At 30.8% G+C, this 21,810-nt stretch carries 18 protein-coding genes and 1 other annotated feature (1 of these 19 only partly in view); of the genes, 17 read left to right on the top strand and 1 reads right to left on the bottom strand.

What is annotated here, in order from left to right:
• Positions 1–9: a binding site (T-box leader), on the top strand; it begins 169 nt to the left of the window's first position.
• Between the two features lie 39 nt (positions 10–48).
• The 15 genes from ileS to pyrE all read left to right on the top strand — a co-directional run bounded on the left by ileS (position 49) and on the right by pyrE (position 18,138).
• Entirely contained in the window at positions 49–3,150 is a 3,102-nt protein-coding gene (gene ileS, locus SOR77_RS05475; RefSeq protein ID WP_320636161.1) for an isoleucine--tRNA ligase, read from the top strand.
• 295 nt (positions 3,151–3,445) lie between these two features.
• A complete protein-coding gene (locus tag SOR77_RS05470; protein ID WP_320636167.1) occupies positions 3,446–3,928 on the top strand; it encodes a CarD family transcriptional regulator in 483 nt (160 codons plus the stop codon).
• Between the two features lie 3 nt (positions 3,929–3,931).
• Positions 3,932–5,047, top strand: coding sequence for a PIN/TRAM domain-containing protein (locus SOR77_RS05465; protein ID WP_320636160.1), 1,116 nt, complete (start codon positions 3,932–3,934; stop codon positions 5,045–5,047).
• Between the two features lies 1 nt (position 5,048).
• Positions 5,049–6,162 (top strand): peptide chain release factor 2 gene (prfB, locus tag SOR77_RS05460; protein WP_320636159.1). Its coding sequence is split into 2 segments (ribosomal slippage): positions 5,049–5,126 and positions 5,128–6,162, totalling 1,113 coding nucleotides; the frame shifts between segments, so codons are not numbered across the junction.
• Positions 6,163–6,170: 8 nt separating this feature from the next.
• Entirely contained in the window at positions 6,171–6,488 is a 318-nt protein-coding gene (locus SOR77_RS05455; protein ID WP_320636158.1) for a YbjQ family protein, read from the top strand.
• A gap of 881 nt (positions 6,489–7,369) precedes the next feature.
• On the top strand, positions 7,370–8,254 hold the full coding sequence (locus tag SOR77_RS05450) for a helix-turn-helix domain-containing protein (RefSeq protein ID WP_004823539.1): 885 nt from the start codon (positions 7,370–7,372) through the stop codon (positions 8,252–8,254).
• A 97-nt stretch (positions 8,255–8,351) separates the two neighbouring features.
• Positions 8,352–9,959, top strand: coding sequence for an ABC transporter substrate-binding protein (locus SOR77_RS05445; RefSeq protein ID WP_320636157.1), 1,608 nt, complete (start codon positions 8,352–8,354; stop codon positions 9,957–9,959).
• A complete protein-coding gene (locus tag SOR77_RS05440) occupies positions 9,940–10,908 on the top strand; it encodes an ABC transporter permease (protein ID WP_320636156.1) in 969 nt (322 codons plus the stop codon). The genes SOR77_RS05445 and SOR77_RS05440 overlap by 20 nt, the downstream gene beginning before the upstream one ends.
• On the top strand, positions 10,905–11,726 hold the full coding sequence (locus tag SOR77_RS05435; protein WP_320636155.1) for an ABC transporter permease: 822 nt from the start codon (positions 10,905–10,907) through the stop codon (positions 11,724–11,726). Before SOR77_RS05440 ends, SOR77_RS05435 begins: the two co-directional genes overlap by 4 nt.
• Positions 11,719–12,528 (top strand): ATP-binding cassette domain-containing protein, encoded by an 810-nt coding sequence (locus SOR77_RS05430; RefSeq protein ID WP_320636154.1) that lies wholly within the window; start codon positions 11,719–11,721, stop codon positions 12,526–12,528. Before SOR77_RS05435 ends, SOR77_RS05430 begins: the two co-directional genes overlap by 8 nt.
• Positions 12,521–13,195 carry a dipeptide/oligopeptide/nickel ABC transporter ATP-binding protein gene (locus SOR77_RS05425; protein ID WP_320636153.1) on the top strand — a complete coding sequence of 225 codons (675 nt, stop codon included), beginning with the start codon at positions 12,521–12,523 and terminating at the stop codon, positions 13,193–13,195. Before SOR77_RS05430 ends, SOR77_RS05425 begins: the two co-directional genes overlap by 8 nt.
• 2 nt (positions 13,196–13,197) lie before the next feature.
• Positions 13,198–14,925: an ABC transporter ATP-binding protein gene (locus tag SOR77_RS05420; protein WP_320636166.1), complete on the top strand. Its 1,728-nt coding sequence runs from the start codon at positions 13,198–13,200 to the stop codon at positions 14,923–14,925.
• A gap of 1 nt (position 14,926) precedes the next feature.
• Complete coding sequence (gene cydC, locus SOR77_RS05415) at positions 14,927–16,627, top strand: thiol reductant ABC exporter subunit CydC (RefSeq protein WP_320636152.1); 1,701 nt, start codon at positions 14,927–14,929, stop codon at positions 16,625–16,627.
• Positions 16,628–16,807: 180 nt separating this feature from the next.
• Complete coding sequence (pyrF, locus tag SOR77_RS05410) at positions 16,808–17,512, top strand: orotidine-5'-phosphate decarboxylase (RefSeq protein ID WP_320636151.1); 705 nt, start codon at positions 16,808–16,810, stop codon at positions 17,510–17,512.
• Positions 17,512–18,138, top strand: a complete 627-nt coding sequence (gene pyrE, locus SOR77_RS05405; RefSeq protein WP_320636150.1) for an orotate phosphoribosyltransferase — start codon at positions 17,512–17,514, stop codon at positions 18,136–18,138. The genes pyrF and pyrE overlap by 1 nt, the downstream gene beginning before the upstream one ends.
• A 23-nt stretch (positions 18,139–18,161) precedes the next feature.
• Here the strand turns inward: pyrE and SOR77_RS05400 are convergent, their stop codons facing one another.
• Positions 18,162–18,989, bottom strand: coding sequence for a type II CAAX endopeptidase family protein (locus SOR77_RS05400; RefSeq protein ID WP_320636149.1), 828 nt, complete (start codon positions 18,987–18,989; stop codon positions 18,162–18,164).
• A 243-nt stretch (positions 18,990–19,232) separates the two neighbouring features.
• Between SOR77_RS05400 and greA the strand changes: the two genes are divergently transcribed.
• Complete coding sequence (gene greA, locus SOR77_RS05395; RefSeq protein ID WP_320636148.1) at positions 19,233–19,709, top strand: transcription elongation factor GreA; 477 nt, start codon at positions 19,233–19,235, stop codon at positions 19,707–19,709.
• Between the two features lie 8 nt (positions 19,710–19,717).
• A complete protein-coding gene (lysS, locus tag SOR77_RS05390) occupies positions 19,718–21,610 on the top strand; it encodes a lysine--tRNA ligase (protein ID WP_320636147.1) in 1,893 nt (630 codons plus the stop codon).
• Positions 21,611–21,810: the final 200 nt, after the last annotated feature.

The following is a 21,810-nucleotide window of genomic DNA, read 5'->3' as shown; positions in this document are numbered from 1 at the left end:
GTCCCTTAGTTGGGTCTTTTTTATTATATAAATTAAGGAGGAAAAGTTATGGAAAATTTTAAACCGCTTTCAAAATCTCCGGTAAAAGATAGAGAATCTGAAATATCAAATTACTGGGATGATATTGATCTGTTGAAAAGATCTGTTGAAACAAGGGAAGGTAATCAGTCATACATTTTTTATGAAGGACCGCCAACAGCAAATGGTAAGCCGGGTATTCACCATGTAATTGCAAGGACTTTAAAGGATTTAACTTGTAGGTATAAGACAATGAGCGGTTACAAGGTAAAGCGTAAAGCAGGTTGGGATACTCACGGGTTGCCGGTAGAAATTGAAGTAGAAAAGAAATTAGGACTTCACAACAAACAAGACATAGAAAAATATGGTGTTGCACAGTTTAACGAAATGTGTAGACAATCAGTATGGGAATATGAGTCTGAATGGAGAAAATTGACTAGAAGAATGGCATATCTAATAGATTTAGATGATCCATATGTAACGCTAGACAATAACTTTATAGAATCTGTTTGGAGCATTTATAATAAAATGTTTAAAGATGGACTAATCTATGAAGGACACAAGATTCTTCCATATTGCCCGCGTTGTGGAACAGGGCTTGCATCTCACGAAGTTGCACAAGGCTATGAAGAAATTAAAACTGAAACAGTTACAGCTAAATTTAAGGTCAAAGGAAAAGACAATGAGTATTTCTTGGCATGGACAACAACTCCTTGGACACTTCCTTCAAACGTAACACTTACTGTAAACCCTAAAGTTGAATATATCAGAGCAAAAATTCACGATGACGTTTATATAGTTGCTAAAGAATTAGCGGATTCTGTATTTGAACACGAATATGAGATTCTTGAAACAATGAAAGGCAGCGACCTTGAAGGCATTGAATATGAACAGTTATTAAAATTTATACAAACTGACCAAAAGGCTTTCTATGTTACGACAGCAGATTATGTAACTACAGAAGATGGTACAGGAGTTGTACACACTGCTCCGGCGTTTGGGGAAGACGACTATCAAACAGGAAGGAGATATGGATTACCGGTTTTCAATCCGGTTGATGAGTCGGGTAGATTTACTGAAACACCTTGGAAGGGTATGTTTGTAATGGATGCTGACAAAGAAGTTATCCAATACTTGAGAGAAAATGATTTATTGTTTAAGAAACATAAATTTGACCACAACTATCCTCATTGTTGGAGATGTCACACTCCATTAATCTACTATGCTCACCCATCTTGGTATATCGAAGTTACTAAGTTTAAAGAAAAACTTGTAGAAAATAATAATGGTGTAAATTGGTTTCCGGACTATGTAGGGGAAAAGAGATTTGGTAATTGGTTAGAAAATCTAAACGATTGGGCAATTTCTCGTTCGAGATATTGGGGAACTCCACTTCCTATTTGGAGATGTGAAGAATGTGGGCATACAACTTCAGTAGGATCAAGAAAAGAGCTTGCAGAAAGAGCAATTGAAGATATTGATGAATCAATAGAACTTCACAGACCATACGTAGATGACGTTCATATCAAATGTGATAAGTGTGGTCATACTATGTCAAGAATACCTGAAGTAGGCGATGTTTGGTTTGACTCAGGAGCAATGCCTTTTGCACAATGGCACTATCCATTTGAACACAAAGATGATTTCGATGAATTGTTCCCGGCAGATTTCATCTGTGAAGGTATAGACCAAACAAGAGGTTGGTTCTACTCACTTCTTGCAATTTCAACTTATATGACAGGCGAGAGCCCATATAAGAATGTACTTGTAAATGATTTAATTTTAGATAAATTTGGTAAGAAGATGTCTAAATCAAAGGGAAATACTGTTGAACCATTTGATTTATTCGACAGATACGGAGCAGATGTAGTTAGATGGTACTTGATGTATGTATCTCCACCATGGACTCCTACAAAATTTGACGAAGATGGACTTAGAGAAGTTGACTCTAAATTTTTCAGGTCAATCAGAAATATCTATAACTTCTTCAGTTTATATGCAAACACAGACGGTATAAATCCTAGAGAATTTGATATTGCATATGAAAAGAGAGATGAAATAGACAAGTGGTTATTGTCAAAATACAACAATCTTGTAAAGACTGTAAGAGAAGATATGGATAAATTTGAAGTTACAAAAGTTGTTAGAAATATTCAAGAATTTGTAATAGAAGATTTGTCTAACTGGTATATCAGAAGAAACAGAAGAAGATTCTGGGCAACTGAAATTGATGATGATAAGAAGTCCGTTTATGCAACAACTTATGAAGTTATGCTTGGAATAGCTAAGTTAATAGCACCATTTGTTCCTTTCACTTCTGAAGAACTTTACAGAAGTCTTACTGATGGAGAGTCAGTTCACCTAGAACTATATCCTGAAGTAAACGAAGAATTTATAGATGAAAAGATAGAAGAAAAGATGGATTTAGTTAGAAACTTGGTGGCATTAGGACGTGCTTCAAGAGAAAATGCTAAGATAAAAGTTCGTCAACCAATTTCAAAAGTAATCATCGACGGTAAATACAGGGAAATAATTGCTGAGTTAGATGAGCTTATAAAAGAAGAGCTTAATGTAAAAGAAGTTCACTTTGAAGAAGACCTTTCTCAATTTATGAACTATGAATTAAAACCTAACTTTAAAGTTGCAGGTTCAATCCTTGGAAGCAAGATAAAAGAGTTCTCAAAATATTTGAATTCTGTAGACCCTAAAGAATTTGTTTCAGAACTTTCTAATGGACCAAAAGAAATAGAATTAAATGGTGAAAAGACTGAAATTAAAGAAGAATATATCTTGATAAACATCAAATCAAAAGAAGGTTTTGACGTTACAATGGAAAACAATCTATTTGTAATCCTTGACACAGAACTTAATGAAGAATTGATTAATGAAGGATATATCAGAGAATTCATTTCAAAAATTCAACAAATGAGAAAGAACTTAGATTTAAACATCTTAGATAATATAAAGATTGAATATACTTCCGATGAAGAAGTTGTAAAAGCAATTGAATCCGGAGCAGACTTTATTAAGTCTGAGACTCTTGCAGTTGAAGTGACTAAGAATGATTCCGTTGACGGAGAAGAAGTAGATATTAACTCTCATATGTCAAAAATAAAAATACAAAAAGTTTAAAAATAAAATCCCTTGAGCTATTAGTTTGAGGGATTATTTACTTTGAGATAAAAAATAGTCTTTAATTATAAAGGTTAGTAAAAGATTAGATTAAATTTATTTAAATTTGATTTATTTTAAGATTATAATTACATATTTAATGGTATTATATGATACAGCAGTATAAGTAATTACAACTAAAAAATTTTATAAATTTTCAAGTTATATATTGCATATGTCTGAAATTTATGATATCATCAAACATTTACTTTATTTACTTGCTTTGATATACTATATATGTCCAGGAGGTATTGTGATGTATAATGTTGGAGACAAGATAGTGTATCCTATGCATGGAGCAGGTGTAATAGTTGGAATTGAGGAGCGAGAAATTCTCAGTGAAAAAAGAAAATATTACATATTAAAGCTGCCTGTAAAAGATATGGAAGTAATGGTACCGGTAGAAAATGCAGATGAAGTTGGCGTAAGAGATATTCTTACAAGAGAAGATATGGACAAGGTGTTTGAGGTATTAGGAAGTGAAGAAAAGGTTGAAATGCCTAAAAACTGGAGCAGAAGATATAGATTCAACATGGACAGAATTAAATCTGGAGATATTGAAGAAATAGCTAGAGTAGTAAGAGCCCTAGAAAGATCTGATACTTCCAAAAACTTATCAACAGGTGAAAGAAAATTACTTAATAGTGCTAAACAAATTATAATATCTGAAATGGTATTAGTTTATGAAGAAGATTATGAAAAAATTGTAAAAATTGTAGATGATGCCATTTTAAGATAAGGGGTGAATGGTATAAGCAGAAATAAAAAAATAGTAACTACGATATTTAGGTTCTTATTTACTATTATAGGAGCAGGTCTTGGAGTAGCGCTCGTGATATTTTTAAAATCTATGGATTTTGCACGAGGCTTTAATACAACCATAATTAACATAGCAACAGTTGTGATAATTGGTATTTTCGCACTCATATTTTTTATTTTATCTCCAAAGATTTTTAGGTATATAGAAGTAAATTTAAAGGGAGTTGAAACAGAACTCAAAAAAAGGACTCTGTCGGAAAATTTAACCGGTAGTTTAGGCCTTATACTCGGCCTTTTTATAGCATTTCTTCTATCACAACCAATTAATAGAATTCCAGTGATAGGAACGGCGCTTTCTTTAATACTCTATGGAATTTTAGGCTATCTTGGAATTAACCTATCTTTAAAGTATAAGGATGAATTAATTTATAGGCTTAGAGAAGTTAGTTTACCTAAAGCAACAAGTAGAGAAAAAGATAAAGACAAAAAGAAAGTTATGGCCGGAGCAAAAATACTCGACACAAGCGTAATAATTGATGGACGTATTAAAAATGTTTGCGAAGCAGGATTTTTAGAAGGACAGTTAGTCGTATCTAAATATGTGCTTGAAGAGTTACAACATATTGCGGATTCTTCAGATGCATTGAAGAGAAATAGAGGTAGAAGAGGCTTAGATATTTTAAAAGAACTTCAAGATAATTCTAATCTGGATATTGTCATATATAATGAAGACTATGATAATATAAAAGAAGTTGACTCTAAGTTAATTCAAATTACAAAAGATTTAAAGGGGAAAATTGTAACAAATGACTACAATCTAAATAAAGTTGCGGCGGTACAAAATGTACCGGTTCTAAATATTAATGAACTTGCGAATTCAGTAAAACCTGTGTATTTACCTGGTGAAATTATGAAGATACAAATTGTAAAACATGGTAAAGAACATGGACAAGGACTTGGATATTTAGATGATGGAACTATGATTGTAGTAGAAGATGGTAAAGATCGTGTAGGTGAGGATGTCGAAGTAATTGTTACATCGGCGCTACAAACTTCTGCCGGCAAGATGATATTTGCAAAACCGACAAAGGGGGAATAATTTGGAACAAAATATTTATTTAGACAAGGAGCGCTTAAATGAAGCGAAATCCTTAGTAGAAAGTCTTGGTGAATCTCTTTGACCTGGCCGGTCTAAGAGAAAAGGTAAAAGAATTAAATGATAAACAGTTAGAGTCTAATTTTTGGGATAATAGTGAGTCAGCTCAAAAGGTGATAAAAGAATTAAATCATCATCAAGGGAAAGTTGATAAATATGACAAGCTCTCTAAGAAGATTGAAGAAGCAAATGATTTAATTGAATTGATGGAATTGGAAGAAGATTTCACTTTCTATGACGAATTTAAAAAAGAATTAGAAGACATAGAAAAATTTGCTGATGAGTTCAAATTAGAGACATTGTTAAATGGAGAATATGATGCAAATGACTGCATTCTTACAATACACGCAGGAGCAGGTGGAACAGAGGCTCAGGATTGGGCCAGCATGCTTCTTAGGATGTATACAAGATATGCAGAGAGTAAGAACTTTAAAGTAGAGATATTGGATATTCAAAAAGAAGATGAGGCCGGAATAAAATCTGCAACACTTTTAATTTCTGGAGACAATGGATATGGATATATGAAGGGGGAAAAAGGAGTTCACAGATTAGTTAGAATTTCTCCTTTTGACTCAAATAAGAGAAGACATACATCTTTCTCATCAGTTGACGTATATCCACAAATAGACGGAACTGTTGAAGTAGAAATCAGAGCTGAAGATTTGAAAGTTGACACTTACAGGTCTTCCGGAGCAGGTGGACAACACGTAAACACCACAGATTCAGCTGTTAGAATTACACACATTCCAACAGGAATAGTGGTTCAATGTCAAAATGAAAGAAGTCAGATACAAAATAGAGAAACTGCAATGAATATGTTAAAAGCAAAGTTGATTGCTCTTGCTGAAGAAGAACAAAAAGAAAAAATTGACGATTTGCAAGGGAACTATTCTCAAATTGCATGGGGTTCTCAAATAAGGTCCTACGTATTCCAACCTTACACACTGGTAAAAGACCACAGAACAAACACAGAAGTTGGAGATGTAAATCGTGTAATGGATGGAGATTTGGATGAGTTTATAAACAGCTATTTACAACTAAAAGCTACTGAAAATTGAGGTATGATATGATAATTACAACAACTGATAAAATTGAAGGCAAGGAAATAGCAGAATATTTAGGAATTGTTTTCGGTGAAACTGTAAACGGGATAAATTTTGTAAAAGATTTTGGTGCAGGGATAAGAAATTTAGTAGGCGGTAGAAGCGCCGGCTATGAAGAAGAATTAGTTTCAAGTAGAGAAGATGCCATTGCGGAAATGACTAATAGAGCTGCCAAGATTGGTGCAGATGCAATAGTTGGAGTAAAGATGAATGTTGAGGCATTTGGACAAGGTAATATGCTTTTAGTAAATGTAATTGGAACAGCGGTTAAGTTAAAATAAAATTTTAGATTTAGTTAGATTTAAATAAATGGAAATTTAATTATATATGAAAGAATTGAAATTTTATCAATTATTATAATGGTGATTTCTCCTGTAATTATGTATTTAATTTTTGCTCAGAAATATAAAAATAATTTTAATTAGGGGGATTCTTAATTAGGGATTTATATTCTTGACATTAAATCGGCATGAAGGTATTAACCTTTGTGCCGATTTTTAAATATCAAATTTTCCCATAAGGTGTTAATAGAACCAAATTGCTTGTTTTTTATATCAACAAATAATTAAATTTTTATATTCAGCCAATCCCTATGAGTGATGCTTTCAACTATTTATTTAGTTAAATTATCCATGATTCTATCATACAATTTTGTCAAGACATAGTCAGTGATTAGTATAATATTGTATTTGGGACTTTTTCTGATTGTTCTGCATAAATCTTGCCTACAAATGTTTTAATGATTTCCGGCGAAAGTTCTTAATATTTGTATATTTTTTACAAGTTTAAGAAATGATTCTATATTAAGTTAGTCAGATTGTAATTTTGTAATAGCCTCTTCAAGTTCAGTAATTTTTTGAAGTGTTTTCTTCATCATAAGCTTTAGAAATTTTCTCAAATCGTTTATAAAATATTTTGATTTCCAAGTTATCTTAATTTAGATTTTGTACAATGAGTCAAGTTTGATTGCCTTATTTTTTATAAAATATCTATTATTACATAAAATCCTAAAAATTTGGAATATATGTTTTGACAGTCAAGATTTTATCAATAGAAAAATTGACACATTTATTGAGAATGGGATATAATAGACTATATTTGATAATGATAATCAATAATTTATTGTGAATTATATAAATTTGTGAATTAAATAGGTGAAAAAATGGATCAAAAATTTATTTTTAATAAATATAAAATAAGTGATGGGGTTTTTTTAGAAATCTATGATTTGGAAATTGAAGAATTGGAATATAAAACTAAGAATGGGTATGGAGATGAAGATTGGACTCTTAGAATTGATCATTGTTTAAATGGACGAATGGAGGCGGATTTTTTTAAACACAAGTATTCTTTTATTGAAGCGGGTGAATTTGCCATAAACAGCAGTAAATATCATTTGATTTCCAGTGCTTTTCCGGGAGGAAGATATAGAGGCTTGAGTATTATTTTTCATGAGGATAAGATGAATAAATTTAATCGCGAGATGCTTAGCTACATTGGAGTAGACTTGTTTAATTTCAATAAATGTATTTCTCCCAATAAACCTTGGTATACAAGAAGAGTATCTGGTAAAATTGAAGATATTTTTACGCTTTTATATATTGAATCTAGACTTGAAACACCACATTACATATGGTTAAAAATAGTTGAACTTCTATACTTTCTAAAACTAAATGAAGTTGAAATAGAAACTGATTTTGATTATTTTTCTGGTGCTTATATAGATATGATGAAAAAGAATGTTAATAAAGCTCTTAAGTCAGATGAAGTAGTAAAATTAAAAGAATTAATTAAATCTACTGGATTAAATACTACTATTTTTTACAAATTGTTCTATCTAATTTATGGTTCCACACCGGCAAATTATTTTAGAGAATATTATTTAAATCTTGCATCTACTAAGTTAGCTACTACAGATAAAAGTATCCAATCTATTGCTATGGAAGCAGGATACAATAACGCTAGTAAATTTTCGTCAGCTTTTAAAAAAATTTATAAAGTTTCTCCAAGAGAATATCGTAAAAAAAATTTAATTTTGGAGCATTAAGAAGAAAGATGGGGGAGAGTTAGAAAATTATTTATTATAAAATAGTAACTGAAGTTTATTAAAACTAGCTTCAGTTACTATTTTTTTAGGAGGAAATATGAAGAAAAAAATTTTTATAATTATGTTTTTAATTTTATCTTTAATTATAGTTTCGTGTACAAATAAATCGAAAGAAGTAAATAGCAGTGATGATAAAAAAAGTAAAGTTGCTACAGCAGATATAAGAACTGAAGATAACGTTTTAAATGTGGGTTCAATTAAAGATTTTAAAACTTCTAAAGAGGGACATAGTTTAATATTTGACTCTCTAACTCGTATTGATCATTTATATAAGCCCATACCATGGTTGGTAACTAAATGGGAAATAAGCAAAGATTATATGGAGTATGATCTTTTTTATAATACAAATGTTAAATTTCATGATGGAACTATGCTAACAGGTGATGCTCTAAAATACAATATAGAAACTGGCGGCACTATTAATTACTGTTCTTATTCATATGTTTTAGATAATGTAGAAGTAGTTGAAGATGGACATTTGAAGGTTAAGTTAAATGCGCCATACCTATATTTGTTGCAGGATTTATCAAAAATTCCAGCTGTTCCAAAAGATAGTTTGGATGATAAGGGTAATAAGACTTCTCTTGTTGGAACTGGGCCTTTTAAATTTGTTGAAACTACTCAAGCAGAAATTTCAATTTTAAAGAAAAATGATGATTATTGGGATAAGAATTATAAGACTGATATAGATACTATAAATTGGCATGCAATAGCTGATGAACAAACTAGAAAACTTGCTCTTGAAAGTGGTCAAATAGATGTTTTAGGTTTGACAGAGCATTATATTTCTCTACCTTATAGTACAATTTACGATTTTAAACAAAATAAGAATTACAATATTGTAAAAGAGTCTGATGAAAATTATACCTCTGTAGCTAGTATAAATTCTAATTGGAAAACTGGAAAGATGTCAGATATTAATTTAAGGAAAGCTATTTTAACTATGTTTGATCGTCAAGAATTGGTGAAAACTGTATTGTTTGATATACCTAATCCTTGTGGATATTTATATAATCCTAAATTTGAAGATGGTCCTGATGAAAATAGTGAACTTAAATATGATTTAAATATGAGTAAAAAATATCTTGAAAAAGCTGGTTATAAAGTTGGAAATGAAAGTACACCTACTGTTGATAAAGATGGAAAGGTGCTTGACATGAAATTCATTATAGATGATGAAGAATACCAAAAAGATGTCTCTATTTATTTAAAATCTCAAGCAGCTAAACTAGGAGTTAACTTAAATATAGAAGTTTTATCTGGAGCTAAAAGAATTGAAACAATTAAAAGTGGTAATTTTGATTTAATTATGTCTCATCCGTGGTTTGTACCTCTTATTGACAGTTTGGGCTATATGGGATTGTCAGATGACTATTCGGATTATGGTTTAGGATATGGAATTAATCAAGAGATGAAAGATGCGGGTAAGAATTTTATAGAAGCTACAGATCCGTCAAAAATAAAAGAATCTGCTCAAGATATTTGGAAAATTCAGCAAGATGAAGCAGTTTCAACTCCGTTATTTAGTGATATAAGATATATAATTCACAACAAAAAATTTGAAGGGTTTAAATTTGATGGAAATGTATTCCAAATTGACTTAAACGGAGTTAGGAGAGTAGAAGATGAAAGCTCGCTTGATTAGAAGTTTTATTTTATTAATACCAACAGTAATGATAGTATCTCTACTCTCTTTTGCCGTTATGTATTTTGCTCCTGGAGATGCTGCCAGACTTTTACTCCAGGAGCAACTTGATACAAACAATGTAACAGAAAAGCAGGCCGATGATTATAGACAAAGATTAGGGATTGATAAATCTTTTGGGAATCTTTATTTTGATTGGCTTAAGGGAGTTTCTAAGGGAGATCTTGGAAAATCCTTAAGTTTTAATAAGCCCGTAAGTGAAATTTTCTGGTCTAAATATAAATTAACTTTAAGAATATCACTTCTTAGTGTTTTATTTGAGATTTTGCTTGCATTTCCAATTGCACTTAAATCCGGAATGAAACCAAGGGGACTTGCAGATAAATTTGTTAATTTTTGGTCTGTATTGACTTGCTCAATACCATCTTTTTGGATTGCTTTAATTATAGTTTGGATTCTATCTGTAAAATTAAAGTGGAAATATACAATAGGATATTATGGGATCAAAAGCTTAGTAGTGCCGGCTTTGATTATGTCTTTTTTATCAGCAGGAAATTTGGCTAGAGTATTAAGAAATAAATGTATGGATGTAATGAGAGAGCCTTATATTGAATTTGCTCGCTCTTACGGCTTAAAATCTTTTGATATTTTAAAATACCATGTCTTTCCGCACGTTCTTCCGGTTTCTATTTCTATTTTGGTCCTTGATATTTCAAATTTTTTGGGTGGGGCAGTTTTGGTTGAAACAATTTTTAATATACCGGGCTTTAGTACTCTTATCCAAAAAGCAGTTCAAATTAAAGATTTTACGCTTATAAGCGGTTCTTTGTTCATTATTGGGATTATGATATGTTCTTTGAATATTTTTGCTGACTTCATATATCCAAAGCTTGATTCAAGAAATAAAAATGATATAAATCATAAAGTTAATAAGAGGAATTTAAAATGAAAAAAATTAGGAATAAAAAAACTTTAATACTAGGTTTTATATCCCTGTTTATAGTTGTATCAGTAATTGCCATCTCCACATTTACTGACGGCAATTTAATTAGTGTATATAATAGTTTTGAACAACCATCACTTTCTCACTTTTTTGGAACGGATAATATGGGTAGAGACCTTTTTTTAAGAACAATAGTTGGATTTAGAAATACATTTTTATATGCCTTATTAGTTCAAATTATTCCTTTTGTTTTAGGTTCGTTTATAGGTGCATTTTTAGGATATTATGGAAGTATAATTGACGAAGTTCTTTTACATTTTTTTAATATATTGTTATCATTTCCATCCATATTAGCTGCTATATTTTTGAGTGTGTTTGTTGGAGGTGGTGTATCTGTTGTTATAATGATTTTTTCAATATACGGATTAATTTACAATATAAAGCTTGTAAGAGCGGAAATTGGTCAAGTAAAAAATAGTGATTTTGTTTTAGGATTGAGGCTAAATGGAATTAGTGAAAAAAAGATTTTGTTTTCACATATGATTCCAAGAGCATTTTTTATTTTATGGCCACTTCTTCCTCTTCTTATTGGGCATACAATGATAGGGCTTTCTTCGTTTTCATTTTTAGGATTGGGAGTTCAACCTCCTACACCGGAGCTTGGAGTAATTCTAAAAGATTCTTTAAGATTTGCTAATAGCTTTCCTCATATGATAATTTTTCCGGGTCTATTTCAGATAACTTGTGTTCTAATTTTTACGTTATTTTCAGATTCTTTAAATATGGATTTAAGAACTAGACGTTTAGGAGGAATAAATGATTAATAAAATCTTGATAGAAAATCTTAGCATAAGTCATAGAGAAACCGGAATGATTTTGAAAGATATTTCCTTTAATATACCAAATGATGGGATATTTGCTATTTTAGGAGAAACCGGTAGTGGAAAGAGTTTGCTGGCAAGATCTATACTGGGTCTAACTTCACCTGAAATGAATATTTGTGGAAGCATAAAATATTATGACGAAAAATATATAGAATATTCGCTTTTAGATCTTAAGATAAAGGAAATTGAAAAGCTAAGGGGGAAAGAATTGCTTTGGATTCCGCAGAACGCCGGAGGAGCATTAAATCCTCTTGTAACTTGTGGCAAGCAAATTATTATAGCTTTAAGAAATAGTTTGAAAATTTCTAAAAGTGAATCTTTAGATAGAATTGATAAACTATTTAAACTTTTGGATCTTACGCCGACAAATAAAATTATGTCGATGTATCCTTATGAATTAAGTGGTGGTATGAAAGTTAGGCTAATGATTGCTATAGCACTTTTAATGGAAACTAAAACTTTGATTCTTGATGAGCCAACCAAGGGATTAGATGAAAAAAAGGCTTTTACTTTAATAAAACTTATGAAAAAAGTAGCATATGAAAGAAATATTAAACTAATAATCATTACTCATGATTTAAAACTTGCATTAGAATACGCTAAGTATTGTGCTGTACTTAATAAGGGTGAACTTGTAGATTATGGTAATACAAAAAACACATTAATGGATTCATCAATTCCTTATATAAAAGAACTTTGGAAAGCTTTACCTTCAAATGGAATGGGGATTTTAAATGGATAGGTTAGTAGAAGTTAAGGATATTTGTGTTTCTTACAATAATAGTAAGAAGATTTTAGAGAAGGCTTCACTTTATATTAATAAAAATGAGATTGTAGGATTAGTAGGAGAAAGTGGTTCAGGTAAGTCAACACTTCTATATGTAATTTGTGGTATAAAAAATGTCGATTACGGAGAAGTTTCTGTATACACAGATGATATAGGAATAGTCTTACAAAATCCACAAACTGCACTTGATCCGTTAAAATCAATTGGATATTCATTAAGGGAATCCTTGGTAAGTTTTTTTAAAAAGAAAAATTTACCACGATTAAGTAAAAAAGAAATGAATCATAAAATAATTAAAGAACTTGAAAAGGTTGGGATTTCAGGAAGTAGAATCAATGACTATCCATATCAATTTAGTGGAGGCGAACTTCAAAGGATTTGTTTAAGTCGTGTACTTATTAAAAATCCGAAACTGTTGATTTTAGATGAAGCTACTTCCATGCTAGATGTATTGGTTCAAGCAAAGATTATGAAATTACTTTTAAAGTTACAATTAGAATATAATCTTAGCTATTTGATAATAAGTCATGATATGGATTTGATCAATTTAGTTTGCAATAGAGCCTATATTTTAGAAAATACACATATAAGAGAATTATTCAATAAAGAAGGTGATAGATAGTGATGATTCATAAAAGAATAGTTGAAATGACCCAAGGGGTAAGAAAATATATTTTTTTAAAGGGCGCAATTGGAATAATAATCAGCATAAGCTATATTATACAAGCCATATTTTTAGGAAAAGTAATTGCTCAAATGTACCAAGGTTCAGCTTTATTAGCTATGAAGAATAATTTAATTGTTTTAGCATCAATGTTATTATTGAGAATTATATTGGTTTGGTTTAATCAATTGTACGGTAAATGGATAGTAGCAAAAGTTAAAAATTATCTCAGGATGAGAGCTTACAAAAAATTAATGAAACTTGGCCCGGGATATATGATTCATAATAGAACGGGAGAAATTGAATCTACTATTGTGGCAGGAGTAGATTATTTAGAAGGATATTTAACATTATACATTCCTCAAATACTGGTATGTATCATAGGATCAGGGGCTATGGTTATTTATATTTTTTCGATTAAATTTGTATTGGGAATGATAAGCTTAATTTCAGTTTTAGCATCTTTGTTTGCGCCTATGCTTTTTGTATCAGTTCTAAAAAGGTTTACAAAAGAGCATTGGAGTTCATATATGGATCTAAATGCAGAGTTTGTGGATGCTGTACAGGGAATGATAACTTTAAAAGCTTTTAATGCAAGCCAAAGAATAGGAAAATTTTTAAAAGCAAAGATGCATATTCTTTTCCAAAAGACAATGAAAAGTTTAAGGTTTAATCTTCTTGATGTAGGAATTGCAGGTTTTTCTGCATCTGTTGGATCAGCTTTTACTCTTGGACTTGCCGCATATTATACGGCAAAGGGAGAATTAGCTATTGAAAAATTACCGACACTTTTATTTTTAACTTCTGAAGTTTTTAGACCTATTACAGAACTTTCAATTTATTTTCATGCAGGTTTTATGGGAATAACATCAACTGATGGAATATTAAAACTTTTTGATGAAGAAGAATTTGTGATTAATAAAAAAGATAATGAATATAATCACTTAAAATCACCGATAGAATTAAAATTTAACTCTATTTCTTTCAATTATCCTAAATCTAAAAAAACTGTATTAAAAGATATGAGCTTTAAAATTAAAAAATTAGAAAAAATTGCAATTGTAGGAGAATCGGGAAGTGGAAAAACCACTCTAATAAATTTGTTGTTGAGATTTTATGACCCTGACAAAGGGGAAATTTACTACAACAATATTGATATTAAAGATATCCCTTTAGAAGTTTTAAGAAAGCAAGTAGCGGTAGTATCTCAAGACACTTATCTATTTAACGGAACTATTATGGAAAATTTGAAACTTGCAAAAGAAGATGCGAGCATGGATGAATTAATAAGTGCTTGCAAAGCAGCAAAAATTCATGATTTTATAAGCGGTATGGAAGATGGATACTTAACTTTTGTAGGGGAAATGGGATTAAATCTTTCAGGTGGTCAAAGACAAAGAATAGCAATTGCTAGAGCGCTTTTAAAAAATGCTCCTTTAATAATATTAGATGAAGCTACATCGAGTGTAGATATAGAAAACGAAAAAGCTATACAAGAAAGCTTAGATATTTTACTTAAAAATAAGACATCGATAACAATTGCTCATAGGCTTTCAACAATTAAAAATGTAGATAGAATTTTAGTGTTAAAAGATGGTGAGATAGTTGAAGAAGGAAAACATAAAGAGCTTATGAAAAATAAAAAAGAGTATTATAAATTAATTTTAGCTCAAAGAGAGGTTATGTAAAATGATGGATAGATTTGAAAAATATATCAGCATAAAGAAACTTTCTCCTTATGCTTTCAAACATAAAAAAGTATTTATAAAATCAATAATTGCAGGAGTTTTTAATAGCTTATTTACATTGACTTCTCTTTTACTTGGAGCATATCTTACAGCCCTTGCATTTTCCGGAAGTTCACCAAATGAGATTTCAAGATATTTTCCTTTATTGCTGGGACTAATTATAGGCAAAGGTATAACAGCTTATCTTCATATGTTGTTGTGCCATGATGTAGCCTATTTAGTTTTAGAAAATTTACGTGGAGATATGTTTGATGCAATTGAATTTGCATCTCCATTAAATCCCGTAAAATATAGAACAGGAGAAGTATCATCTATAATAATGGAAGATGTAGAAACTTTGGAAACTTTTTTTGCTCATATGTTAGGAGATTATATTATAGCCATAATATGTATGATTTTATACATATTATTGTATTTAATATTATCATGGCAAGCAGCATTACTATCATTAATGGCAGGCATTATAATTATTACAATTCCCTATTGGTTTGGAAGTATAAATCAAAAATTAGGAAAGGAATCAAGAGAAAAACTGGGAAAAACAAACGCATCAGTAGTTGATACGGTTCAAGGTTTAAAAGAAATTATAATTTTTGGTAAAGAAAGTAAATATATACAAAAAGTAGTGGATGATACAAAAAAATTGGGAAAAATAGATACCAAGGATGGATTTATGAAAGGATTACAAGCTGGAATAATAAATTTTGTAATGTCAGTAGTATTAATTTCAGTGCTTATATTAGGTAATAAAATGGTAATAAGAGGACAATTAAATCCAAATTACATTGGAATTTTAGTAATGATGGCATTAAATATTTTTATACCGGTAGTTACTGTATCATCAACTGCAGGAAAAATAAATATGGTTGCTGCATCAGCAGATAGAATAAATGCATTGTTAAATGAGCAACCTATGATTTTTAATATCCAAAATACAAATTCAAAAATTATTAATAATGATTTGCTTTTTGTAAAAGATGTATCTTTTTCTTATGAAAATAAAAAAGAAGTATTAAAAGATTTTAATCTTAGTGTGAAACCCATGGAAAATATTGCGATTACAGGAAAATCCGGTGCCGGGAAAAGTACGCTTATCAATCTTTTGATGAGATTTTATGATCCTTTAAAAGGAGATATTTTTTTAAATGGACGAAATTATAAAAATATGACCGCTCAAGAGGTTAGAAAAAATATTGCATACGTCCCTCAAGATGTATACCTTTTTCATGGAACTTTGATTGACAATCTTAGAATTGGAAAGCCGGATGCGAGCTTTGAAGAAGTTGAAAAAGCTTGTAAAATTGCTGTAGCAGATGAATTTATTAAACAACTTGATGACGGATATAACTCTTTTGTAGGAGAACGCGGAATTACCTTATCCGGAGGCCAAAAACAAAGAATAGCAATAGCAAGAGCTTTAATTGTGGGAGCTCCGATTTTAATAATGGATGAAGCTGTTTCAAACTTAGACACTAAAAGTGAAGAATTGTTCCGACAAGCTTTAAAAAATATATCTAATGAGAAAACTATAATTACAATTGCTCATAGGATGTCAACTATACTTGAAGCAGATAGAGTCGTTGTTATTGAAAACGGACTAAAAGCTTTTGATGGGAAATTAGAAGACTGGAGAAGATTGTAAATATAAATTAATAATACTTTTACAAAGGCTATGAGTTTGAATTCTAATAACCTTTTCTCTCAGTGTTTAAGACTTCCTCATCAAACTATTATTTTAATCAATAATTTAATGAACCTTTTAAGGAGTTTTCTATTTATATGTGGCTAATTTATGTTAAAATCTTTGAAAGGAGGCGATAAAATGAGCAGAGATGTAATAATTGCTTTAGACTTTGATTCTTCTGAGAAAGCTTTGAATTTTATAGATAAATTTCAAGAAGATGAAGTCTATGTAAAAATTGGTATGGAATTATTTTACAAAGCAGGGCCTGAAATTGTAAGAGAATTTAAAAAGAGAGGACATAAGATATTTTTAGACCTTAAGCTACACGACATACCTAATACTGTAAAAAAAGCTACGTTATCTTTAATGGACTTAGATGTTGATATGATAAATTATCACATAGCTGGTGGTTCAAAGATGTTGAAGGAAGCTATTGAGGCAGCTAAGAAAGTTAAACCTGAGATTATAACTTTAGGGATAACAATGTTGACTTCAACTGATGAAGAAACAATGCACAACGATATACTTATAAAAGATGAATTAACTGTTGCAGATACGGTTAAAAAATATGCTGAGATTGGTAAAAATAGTGGGCTTGATGGGGTTGTATCTTCAGCTTTAGAAGTACCTGAAATAAAAAAAGTTTCAGGGGAAGACTTTTTGACAGTAACTCCCGGAATTAGACTTGAACAAATAAAAGGCGATGATCAAAAACGTGTAGTAACTCCAGCTGATGCAAGAATGTTGGGTTCTGATTATATAGTTGTGGGACGTCCGATAACAGGCGCAGAAGACCCTGTTAAAGCATATAGAGAAATAAAGAAAATGTTTATAGGTGAATGATGAAAGAGATATCAAAAATTTTATTAGACATAGAAGCTGTTAGTTTATCGCCAAGTGAACCATTTACATGGGCATCTGGGATTAAATCTCCAATATACTGTGACAACAGGTTGACACTTTCTTATCCTGAAGAGAGAAGAATTGTGGAAAGTGGTTTGACTAAATTGATTGAAGATAATTATCCTGAAGTTGAATATATCATGGGTACTGCCACAGCGGGTATTCCTCATGCAGCTTTAATCGCTGAAAATTTAAAGCTTCCAATGGGTTTTGTAAGGTCATCAAATAAAGACCATGGAAAACAAAATAAGATAGAAGGAAAGATTATAAAGGGAGCTAAAGTTGTAGTTATAGAAGATTTGATTTCAACTGGTGGGTCTTCTATTGAAGCTGCTAAGGCACTTGAAGAAGCAGGTTTTGAAGTGTTGGCCATAGTTGCAATATTCTCTTACAACTTAGAATCTGCAAAAGAAAATTTTAAGGGAATGAACTTTGGATTAAAAACTTTAACTAATTTTGAAGAGTTAGCAGAAGTTGCAGCAGAAAATGGCATTATAAAAGAAGAAGATATATTGAAATTGAATAAGTGGAGAAAAAATCCAAAAGATGAATCTTGGATAAAGTAATTTAAAGACACGAAAAGAGGAGTTTATTCAGCTCCTCTTTCTTTAATTGATTTAATTTTTTCTCTATCTTTTTTATATTTCATTATGAATATAATCGCAAAAGGTATTACCATTAAAACTGAAATTGTATCTATCAACGTATAAAGATAATCGCTTTGCATAGATTGCGGAAGTGTTGAGTATAAATTATTCAACATATGTAATAGTGTTGGATAAAATAAATTTTTTGTTTTCATATAAACGTAGCCAAGTACTATTCCCATTACGGCTGTGTAAATGCTTTGAACTGCTTGTGCGTGCCAGATTCCAAACAATACTCCTGATATGATGACAGGAAATAAACCACTTTTATATTTTTCTAAAAAATTATATACAATTCCTCTAAATAAAATTTCCTCAAACAATGGACCTAGAAATACAATTGATAAGAACACCCAAAAGTATGCGTCATTGTCAAATTGGCTCCACATATTAGAAAAATCTGCAAATTCATCTTTTAGAATTCCAATTGGAACAAGAAATCTTTCTATAATGGCTAAGATGATATATGATAAACCACCCAACGCTAATGAAAAAGGTATGCATATCAAGACGAAATTTGATTTTATCGGTTGTAATGTAATTTTATTTTTAGTAATCCATTTGTAGAGTGGGAAGAATAAAATTACTAAAAGTAGGCTGATTAAAGTGTCAGTCATAGCATAATTGTTTTCTAAAAAATTACTTAATCCGTCATAAAGAGATGATATGTAAAGTAATAAGTTATAAATTATTGCATTTAACAAAGGATATGTGAATACTATTATAATGGGGATGAAAAGATATATTAAATTCTTAGTTTTTAATTTCATAATAACTCCTTGTAATATTGTTTGATAAGTTTCTCATATATTGTTAAAAAAAACAATATTAATTATCAAATTTTTAAGATTGTAATTAATTTGTTAGAAATAGTTTGTTTAGATAAATAGACAAAAGATAGAATGCTGTAAAAAGCTTGACAGTTGGCTGATTTTCTACTATAATCAGTTAGAATTTAACGGAGGGCGTAATAAGTATAGCGCCTTATTTTTATATATAAGGAGAGAATTATTTTGGTAGAAAAAGACATTTTTTTTACAGCTGAAGGTTTAGAAAAAATTGAAAATGAGATAGAATATTTAAAAACTGTTAGGAGAAAAGAAGTAGCTGAAAGAATTAAAGTGGCTCTTGGTTATGGAGACCTTTCTGAAAACTCTGAATACGATGAGGCTAAGAACGAACAAGCTTTAGTTGAAGAAAAAATAGCTAAACTTGAAATGATGGTTAGAAATGCTAAAGTCATTTCTGAAGATGAATTGAACTCTGAAATTGTAAATATAGGATCAACTGTTAAAGTTAAAGATGTACAAAGTGGAGAAGTGGATGAATATACAATTGTAGGTTCTGCTGAAGCTGATCCGCTAGAAGGAAAGATTTCAAATGAGAGCCCGGTAGGTGGAAAATTATTGGGACTTAAAGTTGGCGAATCTGTAGAAGTTGATGTTCCGGATGGAATCATTAAACTTGAAGTTGTAGAGATCTCATTATAGGAGGAAAAATGCAAAGTACTGAAGAAAAGAAGCTAAATGAAATGCTGGTTGCAAAGAGAGAAAAACTACAAGAATTAAAAGATGCTGGAAAGGATCCATTTCAAATTTCAAAATTTGACGTAACTCATCATTCAATAGAAATTAAAGGTAATTTTGAAGAACTTGAAGAAAAAGAAGTATCTATTGCTGGACGTATAATGAGTAAAAGACGTCATGGTAAAATTGCATTCCTAGACCTTCAAGATTCTCAAGGCAGAATTCAAATTTTTGCAAAGAAAGATGTTCTTGGGGATAACTATGAAGATATAAAGGGATATGATATTGGCGATATCGTAGGTGTAGTTGGGAATGTATTTAGAACAGAAGCAGGAGAAATAACTGTAAGAGCTGGTAAAACTTTATTGATGTCAAAATCTCTTCAAATTCTTCCTGAAAAATTTCATGGACTTAAAGACCCTGATTTAAGATACAGACAAAGATATGTAGATTTAATTGTAAATCCTGAAGTTAAAGATATATTCTTAAAGAGAAATAAGATTATAAAATCAATTAGAGAATACCTTGATAACAGAGGATATTTAGAAGTTGAAACACCTATTTTAGGAACTGTTGCAGGTGGTGCAAATGCAAGACCGTTTATAACACATCACAACACATTGGATTTAGATATGCAACTTAGAATTGCAAACGAGTTATTCTTAAAGAGATTAATCGTTGGTGGATTCGATAAAGTTTATGAAATGGGTAAGATGTTCAGAAACGAAGGCATGGACACTCGTCATAACCCTGAGTTTACAAACATAGAGTTGTATGAAGCATATGCAGATTACAATACAATGATGGAAATTACAGAAGAAATATTTGAAAATGCAGCAATGACACTTTATGGAACAACTGTTGTAAACTTCCAAGGAAAAGAAATTGACTTAAAAGCTCCTTGGAGAAGAGTTACAATGATTGATATTATAAAGGAGCTTTCCGGAGTTGACTTCAATCAAATTCAAACTGATGAAGAAGCTAGAGAAATAGCAAAAGCTAAGGGTGTTGAAATTGAAGAAAGTTGGACCAGAGGGAAAATTATAGCGGAGTTTTTTGAAGAATTCTGTGAAGATTCACTTATTCAACCAACATTTGTAATTGGTCATCCTGTTGAAGTTTCTCCACTTTCAAAGAGAAATGTAGAAGACCCAAGAATAACAGATAGATTTGAAGCATTTATAAATGGATGGGAGTTTGCAAATGCATTCTCAGAACTTAATGACCCTATTGACCAAAAGGAAAGATTTGAGGCTCAATTAAGAGAAAAAGAAGCTGGAGATGAAGAAGCACATCCAATGGATTCAGACTTCATCAATGCTCTTGAAGTTGGACTTCCTCCTACAGGCGGATTAGGCATTGGCGTAGATAGAATGATCATGCTTCTAACTGACCAACCTTCTATTAGAGATATTGTATTCTTCCCGACAATGAAGCCGATAGGGAAGGGATCTGCTGTAAATTCTGATAAAATTACAGTTGAAAAAATTGACTTTTCAAAAGTAAAAGTTGAGCCATTATTTGAAGAATTTGTAGAATTTGAAACCTTCCAAAAATCAGATTTCAGAGTAGTTAAGGTATTGAATTGTGAAGAAGTTCCAAAATCTAAGAAACTATTGAAGTTTACTTTAAATGATGGTTCCGGAGTTGAAAGAACAATTCTGTCTGGAATAAAAGAATATTACTCAGCGGAAGAATTGATTGGCAAGACATTAGTTGCAATCACAAACTTACCGGAAAGAAAAATGATGGGAATTCCATCACAAGGTATGTTGATATCTGCTGTATGTGAATATGAGGAAGAAGAAAAATTGAACTTGTTGATGTTAGATAATAACATTCCTGCAGGGGCAAAATTATATTAATAAATAATTTATTAAAGCTGAGGTGACTTTATGTTTACCTCAGCTTTTTAGGTATGACAGGCATGTTCTAATGCTGAGGTGAAATTCCCTAAGGAGCGTAGTTGTCGACGAATCTTATAGCTACTTGCAAGTTTCGCATGGCGACATGTGGGAGAGAAAGCAATAGCGAAATCGTGGCTTGACGGACAGAAACAGGATAC

This window comes from Peptoniphilus sp., assembly GCF_034090345.1.
Classification (GTDB): domain Bacteria; phylum Bacillota; class Clostridia; order Tissierellales; family Peptoniphilaceae; genus Peptoniphilus.
The sequence above is the reverse complement of the archived record's forward strand: the minus strand, read 5'-3'. Positions and strand labels throughout refer to the sequence as shown.

What these genes read in the sequence shown, in the direction of transcription:
- ileS (WP_320636161.1), top strand. Translation starts at nt 49, where the DNA reads ATGGAAAATTTTAAACCGCTTTCAAAATCTCCGGTAAAAGATAGAGAA.
- SOR77_RS05450 (WP_004823539.1), top strand. Translation starts at nt 7,370, where the DNA reads ATGGATCAAAAATTTATTTTTAATAAATATAAAATAAGTGATGGGGTT.
- SOR77_RS05445 (WP_320636157.1), top strand. Translation starts at nt 8,352, where the DNA reads ATGAAGAAAAAAATTTTTATAATTATGTTTTTAATTTTATCTTTAATT.
- SOR77_RS05435 (WP_320636155.1), top strand. Translation starts at nt 10,905, where the DNA reads ATGAAAAAAATTAGGAATAAAAAAACTTTAATACTAGGTTTTATATCC.
- SOR77_RS05425 (WP_320636153.1), top strand. Translation starts at nt 12,521, where the DNA reads ATGGATAGGTTAGTAGAAGTTAAGGATATTTGTGTTTCTTACAATAAT.
- pyrE (WP_320636150.1), top strand. Translation starts at nt 17,512, where the DNA reads ATGAAAGAGATATCAAAAATTTTATTAGACATAGAAGCTGTTAGTTTA.
- SOR77_RS05420 (WP_320636166.1), top strand. Translation starts at nt 13,198, where the DNA reads ATGATTCATAAAAGAATAGTTGAAATGACCCAAGGGGTAAGAAAATAT.
- pyrF (WP_320636151.1), top strand. Translation starts at nt 16,808, where the DNA reads ATGAGCAGAGATGTAATAATTGCTTTAGACTTTGATTCTTCTGAGAAA.
- SOR77_RS05455 (WP_320636158.1), top strand. Translation starts at nt 6,171, where the DNA reads ATGATAATTACAACAACTGATAAAATTGAAGGCAAGGAAATAGCAGAA.
- lysS (WP_320636147.1), top strand. Translation starts at nt 19,718, where the DNA reads ATGCAAAGTACTGAAGAAAAGAAGCTAAATGAAATGCTGGTTGCAAAG.
- SOR77_RS05430 (WP_320636154.1), top strand. Translation starts at nt 11,719, where the DNA reads ATGATTAATAAAATCTTGATAGAAAATCTTAGCATAAGTCATAGAGAA.
- cydC (WP_320636152.1), top strand. Translation starts at nt 14,927, where the DNA reads ATGATGGATAGATTTGAAAAATATATCAGCATAAAGAAACTTTCTCCT.
- SOR77_RS05400 (WP_320636149.1), bottom strand. Translation starts at nt 18,989, where the DNA reads ATGAAATTAAAAACTAAGAATTTAATATATCTTTTCATCCCCATTATA.
- SOR77_RS05470 (WP_320636167.1), top strand. Translation starts at nt 3,446, where the DNA reads ATGTATAATGTTGGAGACAAGATAGTGTATCCTATGCATGGAGCAGGT.
- SOR77_RS05440 (WP_320636156.1), top strand. Translation starts at nt 9,940, where the DNA reads ATGAAAGCTCGCTTGATTAGAAGTTTTATTTTATTAATACCAACAGTA.